The sequence below is a fragment of the Streptomyces sp. NPDC030296 genome (assembly GCF_055572815.1).
Genome location: NZ_JBVICQ010000001.1, coordinates 340,477 through 356,955 on the forward strand (window position 1 = coordinate 340,477; position 16,479 = coordinate 356,955).

14 protein-coding genes, 2 tRNA genes and 1 pseudogene are annotated in these 16,479 nt (G+C 69.3%); 6 read left to right on the forward strand and 11 right to left on the reverse strand.

Annotated elements, in window-relative coordinates; genetic code table 11:
• Positions 1–40: 40 nt before the first annotated feature.
• The gene (locus tag ACZ4Z3_RS01415; protein ID WP_468499114.1) at positions 41–2,692 is read right to left on the reverse strand and encodes a valine--tRNA ligase; all 2,652 of its coding nucleotides are present in this window, start codon (positions 2,690–2,692) and stop codon (positions 41–43) included.
• 137 nt (positions 2,693–2,829) lie between these two features.
• Here ACZ4Z3_RS01415 and ACZ4Z3_RS01420 point away from each other — a divergent pair, with 137 nt between their 5' ends.
• Positions 2,830–3,780 (forward strand): hypothetical protein, encoded by a 951-nt coding sequence (locus ACZ4Z3_RS01420; RefSeq protein ID WP_468499115.1) that lies wholly within the window; start codon positions 2,830–2,832, stop codon positions 3,778–3,780.
• A 497-nt stretch (positions 3,781–4,277) separates the two neighbouring features.
• Here ACZ4Z3_RS01420 and clpX read toward each other — a convergent pair whose 3' ends face one another.
• From clpX to ACZ4Z3_RS01445, 5 genes are all read right to left on the reverse strand, one after another.
• On the reverse strand, positions 4,278–5,564 hold the full coding sequence (gene clpX / locus ACZ4Z3_RS01425) for an ATP-dependent Clp protease ATP-binding subunit ClpX (protein WP_107464051.1): 1,287 nt from the start codon (positions 5,562–5,564) through the stop codon (positions 4,278–4,280).
• A gap of 203 nt (positions 5,565–5,767) precedes the next feature.
• Positions 5,768–6,448 carry an ATP-dependent Clp protease proteolytic subunit gene (locus tag ACZ4Z3_RS01430; protein WP_468499116.1) on the reverse strand — a complete coding sequence of 227 codons (681 nt, stop codon included), beginning with the start codon at positions 6,446–6,448 and terminating at the stop codon, positions 5,768–5,770.
• Between the two features lie 238 nt (positions 6,449–6,686).
• Positions 6,687–7,301 (reverse strand): ATP-dependent Clp protease proteolytic subunit, encoded by a 615-nt coding sequence (locus tag ACZ4Z3_RS01435; RefSeq protein ID WP_055519442.1) that lies wholly within the window; start codon positions 7,299–7,301, stop codon positions 6,687–6,689.
• Between the two features lie 326 nt (positions 7,302–7,627).
• Positions 7,628–9,043, reverse strand: a complete 1,416-nt coding sequence (gene tig / locus ACZ4Z3_RS01440) for a trigger factor (RefSeq protein ID WP_468499117.1) — start codon at positions 9,041–9,043, stop codon at positions 7,628–7,630.
• A 236-nt stretch (positions 9,044–9,279) separates the two neighbouring features.
• Positions 9,280–9,356 (reverse strand) — tRNA-Pro (locus ACZ4Z3_RS01445).
• A 176-nt stretch (positions 9,357–9,532) separates the two neighbouring features.
• On the opposite strand from ACZ4Z3_RS01445, the gene ACZ4Z3_RS01450 reads away from it, so the two are divergent.
• A tRNA-Gly gene (locus ACZ4Z3_RS01450) sits at positions 9,533–9,606 on the forward strand.
• 107 nt (positions 9,607–9,713) lie between these two features.
• On the opposite strand, the gene ACZ4Z3_RS01455 is transcribed toward ACZ4Z3_RS01450, so the two are convergent.
• The gene (locus tag ACZ4Z3_RS01455; protein WP_055517972.1) at positions 9,714–9,908 is read right to left on the reverse strand and encodes a hypothetical protein; all 195 of its coding nucleotides are present in this window, start codon (positions 9,906–9,908) and stop codon (positions 9,714–9,716) included.
• A 578-nt stretch (positions 9,909–10,486) separates the two neighbouring features.
• Here ACZ4Z3_RS01455 and ACZ4Z3_RS01460 point away from each other — a divergent pair.
• On the forward strand, positions 10,487–11,680 hold the full coding sequence (locus ACZ4Z3_RS01460; RefSeq protein ID WP_468499118.1) for an acyltransferase family protein: 1,194 nt from the start codon (positions 10,487–10,489) through the stop codon (positions 11,678–11,680).
• A gap of 3 nt (positions 11,681–11,683) precedes the next feature.
• On the opposite strand, the gene ACZ4Z3_RS01465 is transcribed toward ACZ4Z3_RS01460, so the two are convergent.
• On the reverse strand, positions 11,684–12,166 hold the full coding sequence (locus tag ACZ4Z3_RS01465; RefSeq protein WP_468499119.1) for an HD domain-containing protein: 483 nt from the start codon (positions 12,164–12,166) through the stop codon (positions 11,684–11,686).
• A 181-nt stretch (positions 12,167–12,347) separates the two neighbouring features.
• A complete protein-coding gene (locus tag ACZ4Z3_RS01470) occupies positions 12,348–13,520 on the reverse strand; it encodes a PP2C family protein-serine/threonine phosphatase (protein ID WP_468499120.1) in 1,173 nt (390 codons plus the stop codon).
• A 212-nt stretch (positions 13,521–13,732) separates the two neighbouring features.
• Between ACZ4Z3_RS01470 and ACZ4Z3_RS01475 the strand changes: the two genes are divergently transcribed.
• The 3 genes and pseudogenes from ACZ4Z3_RS01475 (at position 13,733) to ACZ4Z3_RS01485 (ending at position 14,761) form a co-directional block, all read left to right on the forward strand.
• Entirely contained in the window at positions 13,733–14,257 is a 525-nt protein-coding gene (locus ACZ4Z3_RS01475; RefSeq protein WP_468499121.1) for a GNAT family N-acetyltransferase, read from the forward strand.
• Positions 14,258–14,271: 14 nt separating this feature from the next.
• A pseudogene (locus ACZ4Z3_RS01480) lies at positions 14,272–14,520 on the forward strand (GNAT family N-acetyltransferase); the annotation flags it as partial.
• Entirely contained in the window at positions 14,441–14,761 is a 321-nt protein-coding gene (locus ACZ4Z3_RS01485; RefSeq protein WP_468499514.1) for a sterol carrier protein domain-containing protein, read from the forward strand. The pseudogene ACZ4Z3_RS01480 and the gene ACZ4Z3_RS01485, both read left to right, overlap by 80 nt.
• Positions 14,762–14,783: 22 nt before the next feature.
• On the opposite strand, the gene ACZ4Z3_RS01490 is transcribed toward ACZ4Z3_RS01485, so the two are convergent.
• Positions 14,784–15,605, reverse strand: a complete 822-nt coding sequence (locus ACZ4Z3_RS01490; protein ID WP_468499122.1) for an Fpg/Nei family DNA glycosylase — start codon at positions 15,603–15,605, stop codon at positions 14,784–14,786.
• A gap of 249 nt (positions 15,606–15,854) precedes the next feature.
• The gene (locus ACZ4Z3_RS01495; protein WP_468499123.1) at positions 15,855–16,340 is read right to left on the reverse strand and encodes a ribose-5-phosphate isomerase; all 486 of its coding nucleotides are present in this window, start codon (positions 16,338–16,340) and stop codon (positions 15,855–15,857) included.
• Between the last annotated feature and the right edge of the window lie 139 nt (positions 16,341–16,479).

A 16,479-nucleotide genomic window follows, 5' to 3' on the forward strand; every position in this document is an offset into this window, starting at 1 on the left:
GTGCCCAGGAGCACCGGGGGTCTTGGCTGCCTACCAGCGGCTACGCCTGCGGGAGACGGTCCAGCTGGGCGGTGATGCGTGCGATGTCCTCGTCCGCCTTGGCGAGGCGGCCGCGGATCTTGTCGACCACCTGGTCCGGGGCCTTCGCGAGGAACGCCTCGTTGCCCAGCTTGGCCGTGGCCTGGGCCTTCTCCTTCTCGGCGGCGGCGAGGTCCTTCGCCAGCCGCTTGCGCTCGGCGGCGACGTCGATCACACCGGAGAGGTCCAGCGCGACCTCGGCCCCGGCGACCGGCAGGGTCGCCGTCGCCGAGAAGCCCTCGCCCTCGGGCTGGAGGCGGAGCAGCTGGCGGATCGCCGCCTCGTGCGGGGCGAGCGCCGTGCCGTCGAGGGTGAGGCGGGCCGGGACGCGCTGGCCGGGCTGGAGACCCTGGTCGGCGCGGAAGCGGCGGACCTCGGTGACGACCTGCTGGACCAGCTCGATCTCGCGCTCGGCGGCGTCGTCGCGGAAACCGCCCGGAGTGTCGGCGCCCGGAACGGACACCGCCTTCGGCCAGTCGGCGACGACCAGGGACTCACCGCCGGTCAGCGTCGTCCACAGCGTGTCCGTGACGAACGGGACGATCGGGTGCAGCAGCTTCAGGGTGACGTCGAGGACCTCGCCCAGGACCCGCTTGCTGACCTCGGCCGGCTCGCCGCCCGCCTGGAAGGTGGTCTTGGACAGCTCCACGTACCAGTCGAAGACCTCGTCCCACGCGAAGTGGTAGAGCGCCTCGCTGAGCTTGGCGAACTGGAAGTCCTCGTAGTACGCGTCGACCTGCTCGATCGTCTCGTCGAGGCGGGTGAGGATCCAGCGGTCGGTCGCCGACAGCTTCGACGCGTCCGGCAGCGGGCCCTCGACCGTCGCGCCGTTCATCAGCGCGAAGCGCGTGGCGTTCCAGATCTTGTTGGCGAAGTTGCGCGACGCCTGGACCCAGTCCTCGCCGATCGGGACGTCGGTGCCCGGGTTGGCGCCGCGCGCGAGGGTGAAGCGGAGCGCGTCGGAGCCGTACTTGTCCATCCAGTCGAGCGGGTCGACGACGTTGCCGAAGGACTTCGACATCTTCTTGCCGCGCTCGTCGCGGACCAGGCCGGTCAGCGCGATGGTCTTGAAGGGGACCTCGCCGTCCATCGCGTAGAGGCCGAACATCATCATCCGGGCGACCCAGAAGAAGATGATGTCGTGGCCGGTGAGCAGGACGTCGGTGGAGTAGAACTTCCGCAGGTCCTCGGTCTGCTCGGGCCAGCCGAGCGTGGAGAACGGCCACAGGCCGGAGGAGAACCAGGTGTCGAGGACGTCGGTGTCCTGGGTCCAGCCCTCGCCGGTGGGCGGCTCCTCGTCGGGGCCGACGCAGACCGTCTCGCCGTTCGGGCCGTACCAGACCGGGATGCGGTGGCCCCACCAGAGCTGGCGGGAGATGCACCAGTCGAACATGTTGTCCACCCAGTCGAAGTAGCGCTTCGACATGTCCTCGGGGTGGATCCTGACCCGGCCGTCGCGGACCGCGTCGCCCGCGGCCTTGGCCAGGGGCGCGACCTTGACCCACCACTGCATCGACAGCCGCGGCTCGACGGTGGTCTTGCAGCGGGAGCAGTGGCCGACGGAGTGGACGTAGGGGCGCTTCTCGGCGACGATCCGGCCCTGCGAGCGCAGCGCGCCGACGACGGCGGAGCGGGCCTCGAAGCGGTCCTGGCCGAGGAACGGGCCGTGGACGGTGATGACGCCGTGCTCGTCCATGATCGTCATGGACGGCAGGTCGTGGCGCTGGCCGATCGCGAAGTCGTTCGGGTCGTGGGCCGGGGTGACCTTGACGGCGCCGGTGCCGAACTCCGGGTCGACGTGGGTGTCGGCCACGACCGGGATGGAGCGGTCGGTCAGCGGCAGCTTGATCAGCTTGCCGATGAGGTGCTTGTAGCGCTCGTCGTCCGGGTGGACGGCGACGGCGGTGTCACCGAGCATCGTCTCCGCGCGCGTGGTGGCGACGACCAGGCTGTCCTCGCCCTCGCCGTAGCGGATGGAGACCAGCTCGCCGGCGTCCTCCTGGTGCTCGACCTCGATGTCGGAGATGGCCGTCAGACAGCGCGGGCACCAGTTGATGATGCGCTCGGCGCGGTAGATCAGCTCGTCGTCGTAGAGCCGCTTGAAGATGGTCTGGACGGCCTTGGACAGGCCCTCGTCCATCGTGAACCGCTCACGGTCCCAGTCGACCCCGTCCCCGAGCCGGCGCATCTGGCCGAGGATCTTGCCGCCGTACTCCTCCTTCCACTGCCAGACGCGCTCGACGAACTCCTCGCGGCCCAAGTCGTGGCGGGACTTGCCCTCTTCGGCGAGCTGCTGCTCGACCTTGTTCTGCGTGGCGATCCCGGCGTGGTCCATGCCGGGGAGCCACAACGCCTCGTAGCCCTGCATGCGCTTGCGGCGGGTCAGAGCGTCCATGAGGGTGTGCTGGAAGGCGTGGCCGAGGTGCAGGCTGCCGGTGACGTTCGGCGGGGGGATGACGATGGTGTACGCGGGCTTGTCGCTCTTGGCGTCGGCCGCGAAGTACCCCTCCTCTACCCAGCGCTCGTACAGCGTCCCCTCTACCTCGGCCGGCGCGTACTGGGTCGGCAGATCGGTGGCGGGCGCTGGAGGCTGCTGCTGAGCGTTCTCGGTCACCCGGTCAGTTTAGGGGTGTCACGGGGTCGTCCCGAAACCGGATTCTTCCGTAACGGTGTGACCCCCGGTGCGTGGGACCCATCGCGTTTGCGCCAGGATGTCAGGAACACATAAGCATCTGGAGGGGAACCCAGAACATGAGTCACAACCAGCCGGGCCCGTACGGCGGGCAGCCCCAGCAGCCCGGGCCGTACGGTCAGCCGGGCCCCTACGGCCAGCAGCAGCCGCAGGCCGCCCCCCAGCCCGGCTACGGCTACCCGCAGCAGGCGCCCCCGCAGCAGCCGGGCTACGGGTACCCGCAGCAGGCCCCCCAGGGTGTTCCGCCCCAGACCCCGCCCTACGGCCAGCCGCAGGCCCCGTACGGCGGCCAGCCGGGTTACCCGACCGTGCCCCAGCCGCCGGTGGCTCCCGGCGGTGGCGGCAAGAAGGTCGGCATCATCCTGGGCGCGGTCGCCGTGGTCGCGGCGGTCGCGGTCGGCGCGTACTTCGTCTTCGGCGGAAGCGGCAGCGCGGACATCGCGGACGACGGCCCGCACAAGCTGACGACGCCGGCGACGGTGCTCAGTGAGTACAAGAAGAAGGAGAGCGGCGGCGGCGCGCTGTCCGACAGCGACGTCAAGGACGCCGAGAAGTGGGGTGTGAAGAACCCCAAGGACGTCAGCGCGTCGTACGTGGCCGGCAACGAGAACAACCCGATGGCGCAGAAGCAGCTGCACTTCAGCGGCGTCTACGGGGAGATCGAGGACCCGGAGGCGGTCGTCGACGCCATGCTGGACCACATGCAGTCCGAATCCGGGAAGGACGACGACGACGTCAAGGTCACCATGGTCGGTGACCCCAAGTCGTACGACTCCGCCGAGGGCGCCGTCCTCAAGTGCCAGGACGCAAAGATGGAGCCCATCGACGGCAACTCGAGCGGCGGGCCGAGCGAGATGAACCTCTCGTTCTGTGTGTGGGGCGACTACAGCACGGTCGGCATGGTGATGCCGATGGACCTCGCGAGCATCATGGCCGAGAAGGCCACGGACCAGTCCACCGCCGCGGACACCACCGCGAAGCTCCGCGACGAGGTACGCGTCAAGGCCTGACGGGTGTTCACGGAGGGGCGTTCCGCAAGCATGCGGGGCGCCCCTCCGCCGTCTTCTTCAGGCCCGAGTGCAAGCTTGCGTAGCGTGCCGAACCGTCACACCAACACCTCGGAGATCGGCTATGCAGGCAGGGCTGGGGCCAAAGATCAGATCCTTACCGCACGCCTCCGTCACAACCGGGCCAACTCTGTACCCCTTGCTCTTGAGGTACTCGACGCAATCGAACGCGTCAGCATGCGCCGTACCCGCCGTGACCACGGGCATGACCCCCGCCGCCGCGACCACGCTGAGCGCTGCCAGGAAACGCCTTGCCTTCAACGTCAGAATCCTTCCGTTCACGTTCTCGGGGTGGTCGGCCCCGAGGCGGACAGAAGATCACTTGAGGTGCTCATGGCGCCAGCGGATACATGGCGCCTGGCCGGATCCCGTCGCAGATCAACGCAAGAGGGCACCCAAGGCAATGCCTCGGGTGCCCTCTTCGTGCAAGTGAGCGGCGGTTACGCCGTCTTCTGCTCGCCCGATCCCCGGCCCCGCGCGTCCCTCGGGATGAGGGTCGGGTTGACGTTGGAGTGGACGACGTCGGCGGTGATGACCACGCGGGCCACGTCCTTGCGGGACGGGACCTCGTACATGACCGACATCAGGACCTCCTCCATGATGGCGCGCAGGCCGCGCGCGCCGGTCTGGCGGAGGATGGCCTGGTCGGCGATGGCCTCCAGGGCCTCGCGCTCGAAGTCCAGCTCCACGCCGTCGAGTTCGAAGAGGCGCTGGTACTGCTTCACCAGGGCGTTGCGGGGCTCCACCAGGATCTGGAGGAGGGCTTCCCGGTCCAGGTTGTGGACCGAGGTGATGACCGGGAGGCGGCCGATGAACTCGGGGATCATGCCGAACTTGACCAGGTCCTCGGGCATGACGTCCTCGAACTGGTCCTTGGACTCCAGCTCCCGCTTCGAGCGGATCGTCGCACCGAAGCCGATGCCCTTGGCACCCGCCCGCGACTCGATGATCTTCTCCAGGCCGGCGAACGCGCCGCCCACGATGAACAGGACGTTCGTCGTGTCGATCTGGATGAACTCCTGGTGGGGGTGCTTGCGGCCGCCCTGCGGCGGGACCGAGGCCGTGGTGCCCTCGAGGATCTTGAGCAGGGCCTGCTGCACACCCTCGCCGCTCACGTCCCGTGTGATCGACGGGTTTTCACTCTTCCGCGCGACCTTGTCGATCTCATCGATGTAGATGATCCCGGTCTCGGCCTTCTTGACGTCGTAGTCGGCCGCCTGGATGAGCTTCAGGAGGATGTTCTCGACGTCCTCGCCCACATAGCCGGCCTCCGTCAGCGCCGTCGCGTCCGCGATGGCGAACGGGACGTTCAGCATGCGGGCCAGCGTCTGGGCGAGCAGGGTCTTGCCGGAGCCGGTGGGGCCGAGCAGCAGGATGTTGGACTTGGCCAACTCGATCGCGTCGTCACGGCCTTGGCCGCCGCCGTTCTCTCCGGCCTGGACGCGCTTGTAGTGGTTGTACACCGCGACCGACAGGGCCTTCTTGGCGGCCTCCTGGCCGACCACGTACCCCTCGAGGAACTCGTAGATCTCACGCGGCTTCGGGAGTTCCTCCCAGCGGACCTCACTGGTCTCCGCGAGTTCTTCCTCGATGATCTCGTTGCAGAGGTCGATGCACTCGTCGCAGATGTACACACCGGGCCCTGCGATGAGCTTCTTGACCTGCTTCTGGCTCTTGCCGCAGAACGAGCACTTGAGCAGATCGCCGCCGTCACCGATGCGTGCCACGGTGTGCTTCCCCTTCGCCTGGGAGACGCCTGGACGATTGGAATCCAGCGGCTCCTGGTGCTGCCTTATGTCGACGGTACCTTGCCGGGCCCCCCGTTCGGGCCCCCCTTGGCACGGTTCGCTTTGACGTGCACCTTGTCGTGCACTGGGTCAAACGGTGCCAACCATGCCAAGGGGCGGCGAACAATACAGGCTTTCCGCCGTCAGCGGACGTCCGCGTTGTTCATCTTCCGCGTCGAGATGATCTGGTCGATCAGACCGTACGAGAGCGCGTCCTCCGCCGTGAGGATCTTGTCGCGCTCGATGTCCTCGCGGATCTTCTCGATCGGCGTGGTGGAGTGCTTGGCCAGCATCTCCTCCAGCTGCGCACGCATCCGGAGGATCTCGTTGGCGGCGATCTCCAGGTCGGAGACCTGACCGCGGCCGGTCTCGCTGTACGGCTGGTGGATCAGCACGCGCGCGTTCGGCAGCGCCATGCGCTTGCCGGGCGTACCGGCGGCCAGCAGGATCGCCGCGGCGGAGGCCGCCTGGCCCATGCAGACCGTCTGGATGTCCGGCTTCACGAACTGCATCGTGTCGTAGATCGCGGTGAGCGCCGTGAAGGAGCCGCCGGGGCTGTTGATGTAGACCGAGATGTCACGGTCGGGGTCCATCGACTCCAGGCACAGCAGCTGCGCCATCACGTCGTTGGCGGAGGCGTCGTCGATCTGTACGCCGAGGAAGATCACCCGCTCCTCGAAGAGCTTCGCGTAGGGGTCGTACTCGCGGATGCCCTGCGAGGTGCGCTCGACGAAGCGCGGGATCACATACCGGGACTCGGCCGTGGGGCCGGTGTACTGGGAGCTCGCACGGTCGTAGAGGCCGTGGCCGGGGAAGTCGTTCACTGTGGGTCTCCTGGGAGCCTGAGAGGGGCTGAGGCGGTCGGCTGGGGCTTTCGGGGGTGCGGGTCGGCTGCCGCCGGGCTGCGCGCCGTCGTACGTCCGTGACGGCCGTCGTACGGCCGCCGGGCGCCCCGTACGGCGCCCGGAGCCGGTCCTTCCGCCGCGGGCCCTCCTACGGGCTCCTGCGGCGTCCGGACGCGGCCGGGCTCGCGTACGGCGACGCGCGGCGCGGCGGGTGCCGTTACGCCTGCCCGGCCCCGGTGCCGCCGCCGCCCGGCATGCCGGCGGCCGTGGCGATGACGTCGTCGATGAGGCCGTACTCCTTGGCCTCGAAGGCGTCGAACCAGCGGTCGCGGTCCGAGTCGCGGGTGATCTGCTCGACCGACTGACCGGTGTGCTGCGACGTGAGCTCGGCCATGCGCTTCTTGGTGTGCAGCAGCCGCTCGGCGTGGATCTTGATGTCCGAGGCCGAGCCGGCGAGGCCGGCGGAGGGCTGGTGGATCAGGATCTCGGCGTTCGGCAGCGCGAAGCGCTTGCCGGGGGTGCCCGCGCTGAGGAGGAACTGACCCATCGAGGCCGCGAGGCCCATGGCGATGGTCACCACGTCGTTCTTGATGTACTGCATGGTGTCGTAGATCGCCATGCCGGCCGTGATCGAACCGCCCGGGCTGTTGATGTACAGGTAAATGTCCTTGTCCGGGTCGGCGGCAAGGAGCAGCAGCTGTGCGGTGATCTTGTTCGCGATGTCGTCGTCGACCGGCTGGCCGAGGAAGATGATCCGCTCGTTGAGCAGCCGGTTGTAGACATGGTCGCCGAGGCCACCGCCGATGGAAGGTTCGCCGGCGGCGGAGGGCATCAGATTCGTCACGTATCCACCTGCTCGTCTTACGACGGCGCCGGGCCGTCTCACGTTTCCCTGCGGGGGCCTCCGGCGGTTTCGCCGAGTGCTCCGGCCCCGTATTCATGGACCCTAACGCGGAGGCTCCGCCGGGGAATCCCGCAAAGGGAACTGTTCGCTGTCAGCGCATGCGCTCCGCTGCGGGAACAGGGGCGTCGTGTCACCCCCCCGGCCCCGCCCGGGGCAGCGCGTCACGCACTGCCCCGCCCAGGGGCGCGGGCGCGAAGAGGCCCCGGAGCTCGCGCTCCGGGGCCTCTTCGTGCGGATCAGAGGTGGTACGAGGCTCAGGCCTCGTTCTTCTCCTCGGCGGCGGCCCCGGGGGCCTCCTCGGCGGCCTCGGCGGCGGCCGGGGTCTCCTCGGCGGAGCCCTCCGTGGTCTCGTCCTCGTCCTCGTCGTCGAGGTCGACGAGCTCGCCGTTGGTGTCCTTGACCGTGGACGCCTCGACGACCAGGGCCAGGGCCTTGCCGCGGGCGACCTCGCCGACCAGGAGCTGGACCTGGTTGTTCTGGACGACGGCCTGGGCGAACTGGTCGGGGGACATGCCGGAGGAGGCCGCACGCCGCATGAGGTGCTCGGTGAGCTCCTCCTGGTTGACGTTCAGCTTCTCCTTGGCGACCAGCTCGTCGAGGACGAACTGGGTCTTGATGCCCTTGACGGCCGCTTCCTTGGTCTCGGCGTCGAACTCCTCGACCGTCTTGCCCTGGATCTCGAGGTACTTCTCGAGGTCGAGGCCCATCTGGCCGAGCTGGTGGTGCTCCAGGTTGTGCTTGCGGGTGTTGATCTCGTCCTCGAGCAGCTTCTCGGGGACGGGCACCTCGACGAGCTCCAGCAGCTTCTCCAGGACGCGCTCCTGGGCCTGCGTGGCCTGGTCGTACTGCTTCATGTTCTCCAGGCGCTTGCGGCTGTCCGCGCGCAGCTCCTCGAGGGTGTCGAACTCGGAGGCGAGCTGAGCGAACTCGTCGTCCAGCTCCGGCAGCTCACGGGCGGCGACCTGGGTGACCTTGACGGTGACCTCGGCCTCCTTGCCCGCCGCCGAGCCGCCCTTCAGCTCGGAGGTGAAGGTGGCCTCGGCGCCGGCCTCCAGGCCCTTCACGGCGTCGTCGATGCCGTCGAGCAGCTCGCCCGAGCCGATCGTGTAGGAGACGCCCTCGGCGACACCGTCCTCCAGGACCTCGCCGTCGACCTTGGCCTGCAGGTCGATCGTGACGACGTCGCCGTCCTCGGCGGCCCGCTCGACCGGGGAGGTCGAGGCGAAGCGCTCACGGAGCTGCTCGACCGCCTTGTCGATGTCCTCGTCGGTGACCTCGACGGCGTCGACCTCGACCTCGATGCCGGAGAAGTCCGGGATCTCGATGGTCGGGCGGACGTCGACCTCGGCGGTGAAGTTCAGCGTCTCGCCGTCCTTCAGCTCCGTGATGTCGACCTCGGGCTGGCCGAGGACGTTGAGCTCGGCCTCGTTGACCGCCTCGGTGTAGAGCTTCGGAAGCGCGTCGTTGACAGCCTCCTCCAGCACGGCGCCGCGACCGAACCGCTGGTCGATGATCCGGGCCGGGATCTTGCCCTTGCGGAAGCCCTTCACCGTGACCTGCTGGTTGATCTTCTTGTACGCCGCGTCGAGGCTGTCCTTGAGCTCCTCGAAGGGCACCTCGACAGTGAGCCGAACCCGAGTCGGGTTCAGGGTCTCCACGGCGCTCTTCACGGTTCGGTCTCCTTGTGGCTGACTTCTTGGGGTTCTGCTGGGCCCCCTGCCGGATCCGGCAGAGCCTCAGCGGATTCGCGGCCCTTGAGAGACGTGAGAGTGCAGACACACGGGCGCGCAGCTTGCATAGTAACCGCAGGCGGTACACGCCCCAAAAGGTGATCTTGAGACACCGGGTGCCCCGCGGGTCGTGCCCCGGCAGGCCCCGGCCGGTCGGCCCGGCGGGTCCCGGCTGGTGGTCGGGGTGGCGGGATTTGAACCCACGGCCTTCCGCTCCCAAAGCGGACGCGCTACCAAGCTGCGCCACACCCCGTCTGGTGCGACACGTAGGGTACATGTCCCGGGCCAGGGGAGCCGCCGTATTTGCCGAGTGCGCGGGCGCGTGCGCGGGCGGGCGGGCGGGGCGGCCGGAAGGGGTGTGCGGCGAGGGCGCCCGACCCGCTACGATGCCTTCAGTGCCGCGGTCTCCCGACCTGCGGCGCGACCTGTGCGGGCGTAGCTCAATGGTAGAGCCCTAGTCTTCCAAACTAGCTACGCGGGTTCGATTCCCGTCGCCCGCTCCACCGGCCTCCGGCCCGGTTCCGAGGGACTCCCTCGGAACCGGGCCGGAGGTCTTTTCGCGCGTCATGCGTGGCGCGGCGCCTTCGCGGCGCGTGTCGCGGCGCCTCCGCTAGAACTGGATCGAGTTGATCGTTTCCGCTATCGAGTTCAGGAAGCGTTGGATGTCGTCGGCCATGCCGGTGGAGGCGAGGAAGAAGCCGAAGAGGATGGCGACGACGGCCGGGCCGGCTTTGATCGTCCCGCCCCTCATCAGGACGATGAGGATGATCCCCAGCAACAGAACCACTGACAGCGAAATGGCCACACAGATCACACCCTCGGTCGGTCCGCACTCCCGGCCCGGGGCGCCGACCCCACGCGCACCCCGCCAGAACCATCGTGCCACCAACCTGGCCGTCCTATGCGGCAGGTGAGGCATCGTCGGCCACAGTGACGCGGATCCGCGGGCGCGCCCGCGACCGGCGAGAGGGCGCCGGGAGTGAATTCACGGTGATCGTTTCCGTGCACACACATCCCGTTCGCAGGTAATTCGAATTGTTGCTACAGACACATCAAGGGTCGTACGTAGAAGGGTAATTAACCGGACATTCCGCCGGAGTCGCCCGAGCATGTTATGCACCGTTTAGTCCGGATGTATACGGACAGAAGGGTTCCGCGGCATGCCGCTTCGGTGCACGGACGGTGACGCTCTGACTGGTGCTCACATCGCCGAATCCCGGGTACCCGGAGAGGACACGTACTCACCAATACGGGATTAACGTCGATGGTTTTACTGACTCGCACAGACAACGCTAGGGTGCCTCAGATGTTCACCGCTGCCTCGTCCCCCCCTTGCGCAGCGAGTGCTCGGACCGGCCCGCCTCGTTCACGGCGGGAGGGTCTGTGACGAACTCGCTGCGACCGCATGGCCACACCAGCGCGCCGCTCCCCCCGGCCCAGTCGTCGGCGGACGGAGTGCCGAGTCCGCGCTCGCTGAAGTCCTCGTCCCCCCACCCGGCCACGAGCGCCGCGTCCCCGGACACCAGACCGGCCAGACAACGCGACGCGTTCTTCGACAACGCCAAGTACCTGGCCATCGTGCTCGTCGCGATGGGGCACGCCTGGGAGCCGCTGACCGACCACAGTCGCGCCGCCGAGGCGCTGTACATGGTCGTCTACACCTTCCACATGCCGGCGTTCATCATCATCTCCGGCTATTTCTCCCGCAGTTTCGACATGCGTCCCGACCGGCTGCGGCGGCTGGTCACCGGCATAGCGGTGCCGTACGTGCTGTTCGAGATCGCGTACTCGGTCTTCAAGCGGTACGCCGACGACGACCCGTCGCACCCGATCAGCCTGCTGGACCCCTGGTACCTCACCTGGTTCCTGATCGCGCTGTTCGTCTGGCGGCTGACGACGCCGCTGTGGAAGGTCGTGCGCTGGCCGGTGCCGCTCGCGCTCGCCATCGCGGCGCTCGCCTCCGTGTCGCCGGACATCGGTGACGACCTCGACCTCCAGCGCGTCCTGCAGTTCCTGCCGTTCTTCGTGGTGGGTCTGTTCATGAAGCCGGCGCACTTCCAGTTCATGCGCCGCCGTGAGGTGCGGATCCTGTCCGTGCCGGTGCTGGCGAGCGCGCTGGCGATGGCGTACTGGCTGGGCCCTGACATGAACTCGGCCTGGTTCTACCACCGGGACAGCGCCCAGGAGCTGGGGGCGCCGTGGTGGGCCGGTGTCGTGATGACCTTCGCGCTGTTCGGCTGCTCCATGGTGCTGACCACGTGCTTCTTCGCCTGGGTCCCTCGGCGGAAGATGTGGTTCACCGTGCTCGGCGCGGGCACCCTGTACGGCTATCTGCTGCACGGGTTCCTCGCGAAGGGCTCGCGCTTCTGGGACTGGTACGACATCAACACGTGGATCTACCAGCCGCTCGGCGAGCTGTTCGTGACCTTCTTCGCGGCCGCCGTCATCACCGTGCTGTGCACGCCGCCGGTGCAGCGGATGTTCCGGTTCGCGATGGAGCCGAAGATGGAGTGGGCCTTCAAGCGGGACGCCACCGAGCTGGCCCGCGAGCGCGGGAAGGCCGGCACGAGGACCTGACTCTCAGCCGTCCTGCTCGTCCCTGACCTCCTCGGTCGCCGGTTCGTCCGGCAGGCCGAGGAGGTTTCTCATGCGGGCGTACTTGTGGGTCAGCCGGGCCCGGGTGAACTCGTCGAGGACGGCCAGGCGGGCGGGGTTCGCGTTGTGGGCGAGGTCGGACTGCTTGACGAGGACGGCGCCCGGGGTGGCGAGGATGCGCGCGGCGTACGCCTCCGGGGCCTCTCCGGGGCGCTTGGTGAGGGCCAGCACGATGTTCTTCGTACGGGCGGTCAGGGGGGCCTCGGCGAGCCAGTCCTCGGTGAGGGCCTCGTCCTCGATGGCGTCGTGCAGCCAGGCCGCGGCGATCTGGTCCTCGTCCCCGCCGCGGGCGGCCACACCGTGGGCGACCGCCTGGAGGTGCTCGGCGTAGGGGCGGCCCGCCTTGTCGGTCTGGGCGGCGTGGGCGCCGCGGGCGATGGCTTCGATGTCGGCGAGGGAGAGGGGCATGCGATGGGCTCCTGTGGTGTGTCGGGCGGGCGGGATCCCGGTGGCCGGTTCGCCCGGTCCCGGCGGCCGCTGATGGCTGGTACGGCCGGTCCCCGCGGCCCCTGGTGGCCGGTTCGCCCAGGTCCCCTCGGCCTCCGGTGGCCGATTCGCCCGGTCCCCGCGCCTCTCGGGGGGCGCCCTGTCACTTCGGGGCCGTGGGGCCCTCTCGGCAGATCAGGAGCAGGGCCCGGTCGTCGTTGACGTCCTTGGCGACGGCTTCGATGAGGTGCCAGGCGGCTCCGTGGAAGCCGCCGGGGACGTAGCGGTCGGCCTCGCCGGTGAGGCGGTCGATGCCCTCGACTATGTCGCGGTCGGCGGTCTCGACGAGGCCGTCGGTGAACAGCATGAGGACGTCGCCAGGGCGCAGCGAGCCCTTCACGGGGTCGAACTGGGCGCCGTCGTAGACGCCGAGGAGCGGGCCCTCGGCGGCCTTCTCCTCCCAGCGGCCGGTGCCGGCGCTGAGCTGGAGGCCGGGCGGGTGTCCCGCGGAGAAGAGTTCGTAGTCGCCGGAGTCGAGATCGAGGACGAGGTGGATGGAGGTCGCGAAGCCCTCGTCCCAGTCCTGGCGGAGGAGGTAGCCGTTCGCCGCCGGGAGGAACGCGTGCGGTGGGAGCGATCCCAGCAGGCCGCCGAAGGCACCGGAGAGGAGGAGGGCGCGGGAGCCGGCGTCCATGCCCTTGCCGGAGACGTCGGTGAGGACGACTTCGAGGGTGCGGCCGCCGTTGGTGCGGGCCGCGACGACGAAGTCACCGGAGAACGACTGGCCGCCGGCGGGGCGCAGCGCCATCTCGCGGTGCCAGCCGGCGGGCAGCTGCGGCAACTTGCTCTGCACCCGGATGCGTTCACGGAGGTCGAAGAGCATGGTGCCGCCGCGCCGCCAGGGGACGCCGACGCGGCTGCGGAACTGGGCGATGAGCAGGCCGAAGAAACCGCAGGCGGCGACCACGAGCACGATGCCGGGTGTCACTCTCGCCGGGCCCTCGGTGTAGGGGCCGAGCTTCACGGACTCGATGATCAGCGCGGTCGCGGCGGCGGCGTACAGGCCGAGCAGGCTGGCGGGACGCAGCAGCAGGCCGCCCGCGACGATGGGCAGGACGAGCGCGGCGGGCGAGAACCACACCGGGTCGACCATGGTGAGCATCGCGATGAGCGGGATCATCAGCAGCAGGCCGGCCAGGGCGACCCAGTCGGAGCCGTCGCCCCGGAAGTAGTCGACGGCGGATTTGCGCACGCCGGTGCGGACCCGGTGAACCAGCTTCTTCATCCGGGCCGTGAACGTATCGGCCGCCGCGCGCCGCTCTCGTCCTGCTGCCATTGTTCGGGACCTTATCCATCGGACCAGCCCCTGTGCACGGGAGGTCCTACTTGTCCCCCTTCCGAGGGCGGGTTCACGACGAATCTCACACAGATCTCACACGGGAGCCGTCCTGCGGCCCTCGCGCGGCACCTGTGAAGGATCCCACGCTGCCCCGTGCGGCATGGGGAAATTAACTCGCTCGTGACGAAGGGCGTTGCTACGCACGGCACATGACGACTGAGCTGCGGGTGTTGGCGAAGGACGACTGGAATGTCTGGTACGCGAACCTTCTGCGGGCCTTCGGGGGGATGCGGGCTCCGGCCGAGGAGCGCGACCTCGACGCGTCGCTCCTCGACCACGGCCGTGCGCCCGGCGCCTGGGACGGCGGCCAACGCGTGGGGACGGCCGGGGCGTTCGACTTCCGGGTCACGGTTCCCGGTGGCGCGGCCGTCGCCGCGGCGGGCGTGACGATGGTGGGTGTCGCCGCCACACATCGGCGGCGTGGAGTGCTGACCTCCATGATGCGGCGGCAGTTGGCGGACGTCCGCTCCTGGGGCGAGCCGCTGGCGTGCTGGTCGCGTCGGAGCCGGCGATCTACGGCCGGTTCGGGTACGGCGTCGCCACGCACCGGCTCGGTGTCAAGGTCGACAGTGGTGGCGGAGCGGGACGGGGACGAGGGGCTCGTCGGGTACGCGCGGTTCCGCGTCTCAAACCGGACTGGGGGCCGGGCGGGGCCGCGGGGGTCGTCCGGCTGAGCGCCCTGGAGGCGGTGGATCCGGCCGCCCACGCCGCGTTGTGGCGGTTCCTCTTCGACATCGATCTGACGTCGTCGGTCGTCGCGTACCGGCGGCCCGTGGACGAGCCGTGGCTGCACATGGTGTCGGACGTCCGGCGGTGCGGGCTACGGGTGCAGGACGATCTGCATGTACGGCTCGTGGATGTCGGGGCGGCGTTGGGGGCGCGGACCTATCAGGCGCCGGTGGACCTGGTGTTGGAGGTGGAGGACGCCTTCTGTCCCTGGAACGAGGGGCGTTGGCGGATCGTCGCAGACGCGCGGGGGGCGAGCTGCGAGCGGACCGAGCGGGCCGCCGATCTCGCCCTCCGTGCGGGAGTTGGCGTCGGCCTATCTGGGTGGGGTGAGCCTCGCGTCGCTGGGTGCGGCCGGGCGGGTGCGGGAGCTGCGGCCGGGGGCGCTCGCTGAGGCGTCCGTCGGGTTCTGCTCGTCGACCGTGGCGCCCTGGGTGCCGCACTCGTTCTGAGGCCGGGTGCCCTCCCGGGACGTCAGCGCTGCTGACAGGTGGGGCACCAGAAGAGGTTGCGGGCGGCGAGATCTGCGGTGCGGATCTCGCCACCACAGATGTGGCAGGGCAGGTGGGCCCTGCGGTACACGTACACCTCGCCGCCGTGGTCGTCGACGCGGGGCGGGCGGCCCATGGCTTCCGGGGTGTGGTCCGGGCGGACGGTGTCGATGCGGTTGTTGCGAACGCCCTCGCGCATGAGGGCGACGAGGTCGGCCCAGATCGCGTCCCACTCCGCCGCGCTGATGTCCCGGCCGGCACGGTACGGGTCGATGGCGTGCCGGAACAGGACCTCGGCGCGGTAGACGTTGCCGACGCCCGCGATGATCTTCTGGTCCATGAGGAGCGCGGCGATCGTCGTACGGCTGCGGGAGATCCGGGCGTACGCGAGGGCCGGGTCGGCGTCCGGGCGCAGCGGGTCCGGGCCGAGGCGGGCGTGGACGGCCTGCTTCTCGGCGTCCGTGATCAACGCGCAGGTCGTGGGGCCGCGGAGGTCCACGTACGACGTGTCGTTGCGCAGGCGGAGGCGGACGGTGTCGGTCGGCGGGGGCGCCGGCGTGGGGCCGAGGTCGACCTTGCCGAAGAGGCCGAGGTGGATGTGGACCCAGTCCTCCGCGTCGGGAGCGCCGAAGTGGAGGAAGAGGTGCTTGCCGTGGGCCTCGGCGGCGGTGAGGGGGGTGCCGTCGAGGAGGGCGGCGGCGTCGGCGAACTTGCCCTGGGGGCTGGTGACGTGGATGGCCGTGCCGTCGCCGAAGTGGGAGAGGTAGTCCTCGGCCAGGCGATGAATCGTGTGGCCTTCCGGCACGGGGCCCTCCGGGGGTTGGGCGGGGCGCCTAGGGGGTGGGGGCGCGGGGGGCGTATGGCGGGTGCGGGTGGGTGGGGGCTTGTCGCGCAGTTCCCCGCGCCCCTGAAGCATGGGCCTGCGGCCCGCCTTCATTCCGAAAAGCACGGGGCGTAGCCCCGGTCGCTTTTCAGGGGCGCGGGGAACTGCGCGAGGAACCACGAACCACCCGCACGCGCCGACGCGCCCGCAACCCCCGAGTTGTCAGGCGTCCTACGGCTGGGGGTGGTGCGCCGGGATCGGGGGGAGGTCGCCCGTCGTCTCGTACGCCGCGAGCATGTCGATGCGGCGGATGTGGCGCTCGTCACCGGAGAACGGCGTGTTGAGGAACGTCTCGACGAACTTGGTCGCGTCGTCCTGCGAGTGCATCCGCGCCCCGACGGCCACGACGTTCGCGTTGTTGTGCTCGCGGCCCAGCGCGGCCGTCTCGGTGCTCCACGCGAGCGCGGCCCGCACGCCGGCCACCTTGTTCGCGGCGATCTGCTCCCCGTTGCCGGATCCGCCGATGACGATGCCCAGGGAGCCGGGGTTGGCGGCCGTGCGCTCCGCCGCGCGGAGGCAGAACGGCGGGTAGTCGTCCTGGGCGTCGTAGATGTGGGGACCGCAGTCGACGACCTCGTGACCGGCGGCCTTCAGCCACTCGACGAGGTGGTTCTTGAGTTCGTATCCGGCGTGATCGGAGCCGAGGTAGACGCGCATGGTCCGAGTGTGACACGCCTGTTTCGTCGGGGCGCGATGGGGGCCCGACGCCCGAAAAGCGTGAGCCACACCACGGAACCTCAAGTAAACCTCAAGTAACGATCTGGATTCAAAGGTTCAGGATTCCTTTCACCTCCGA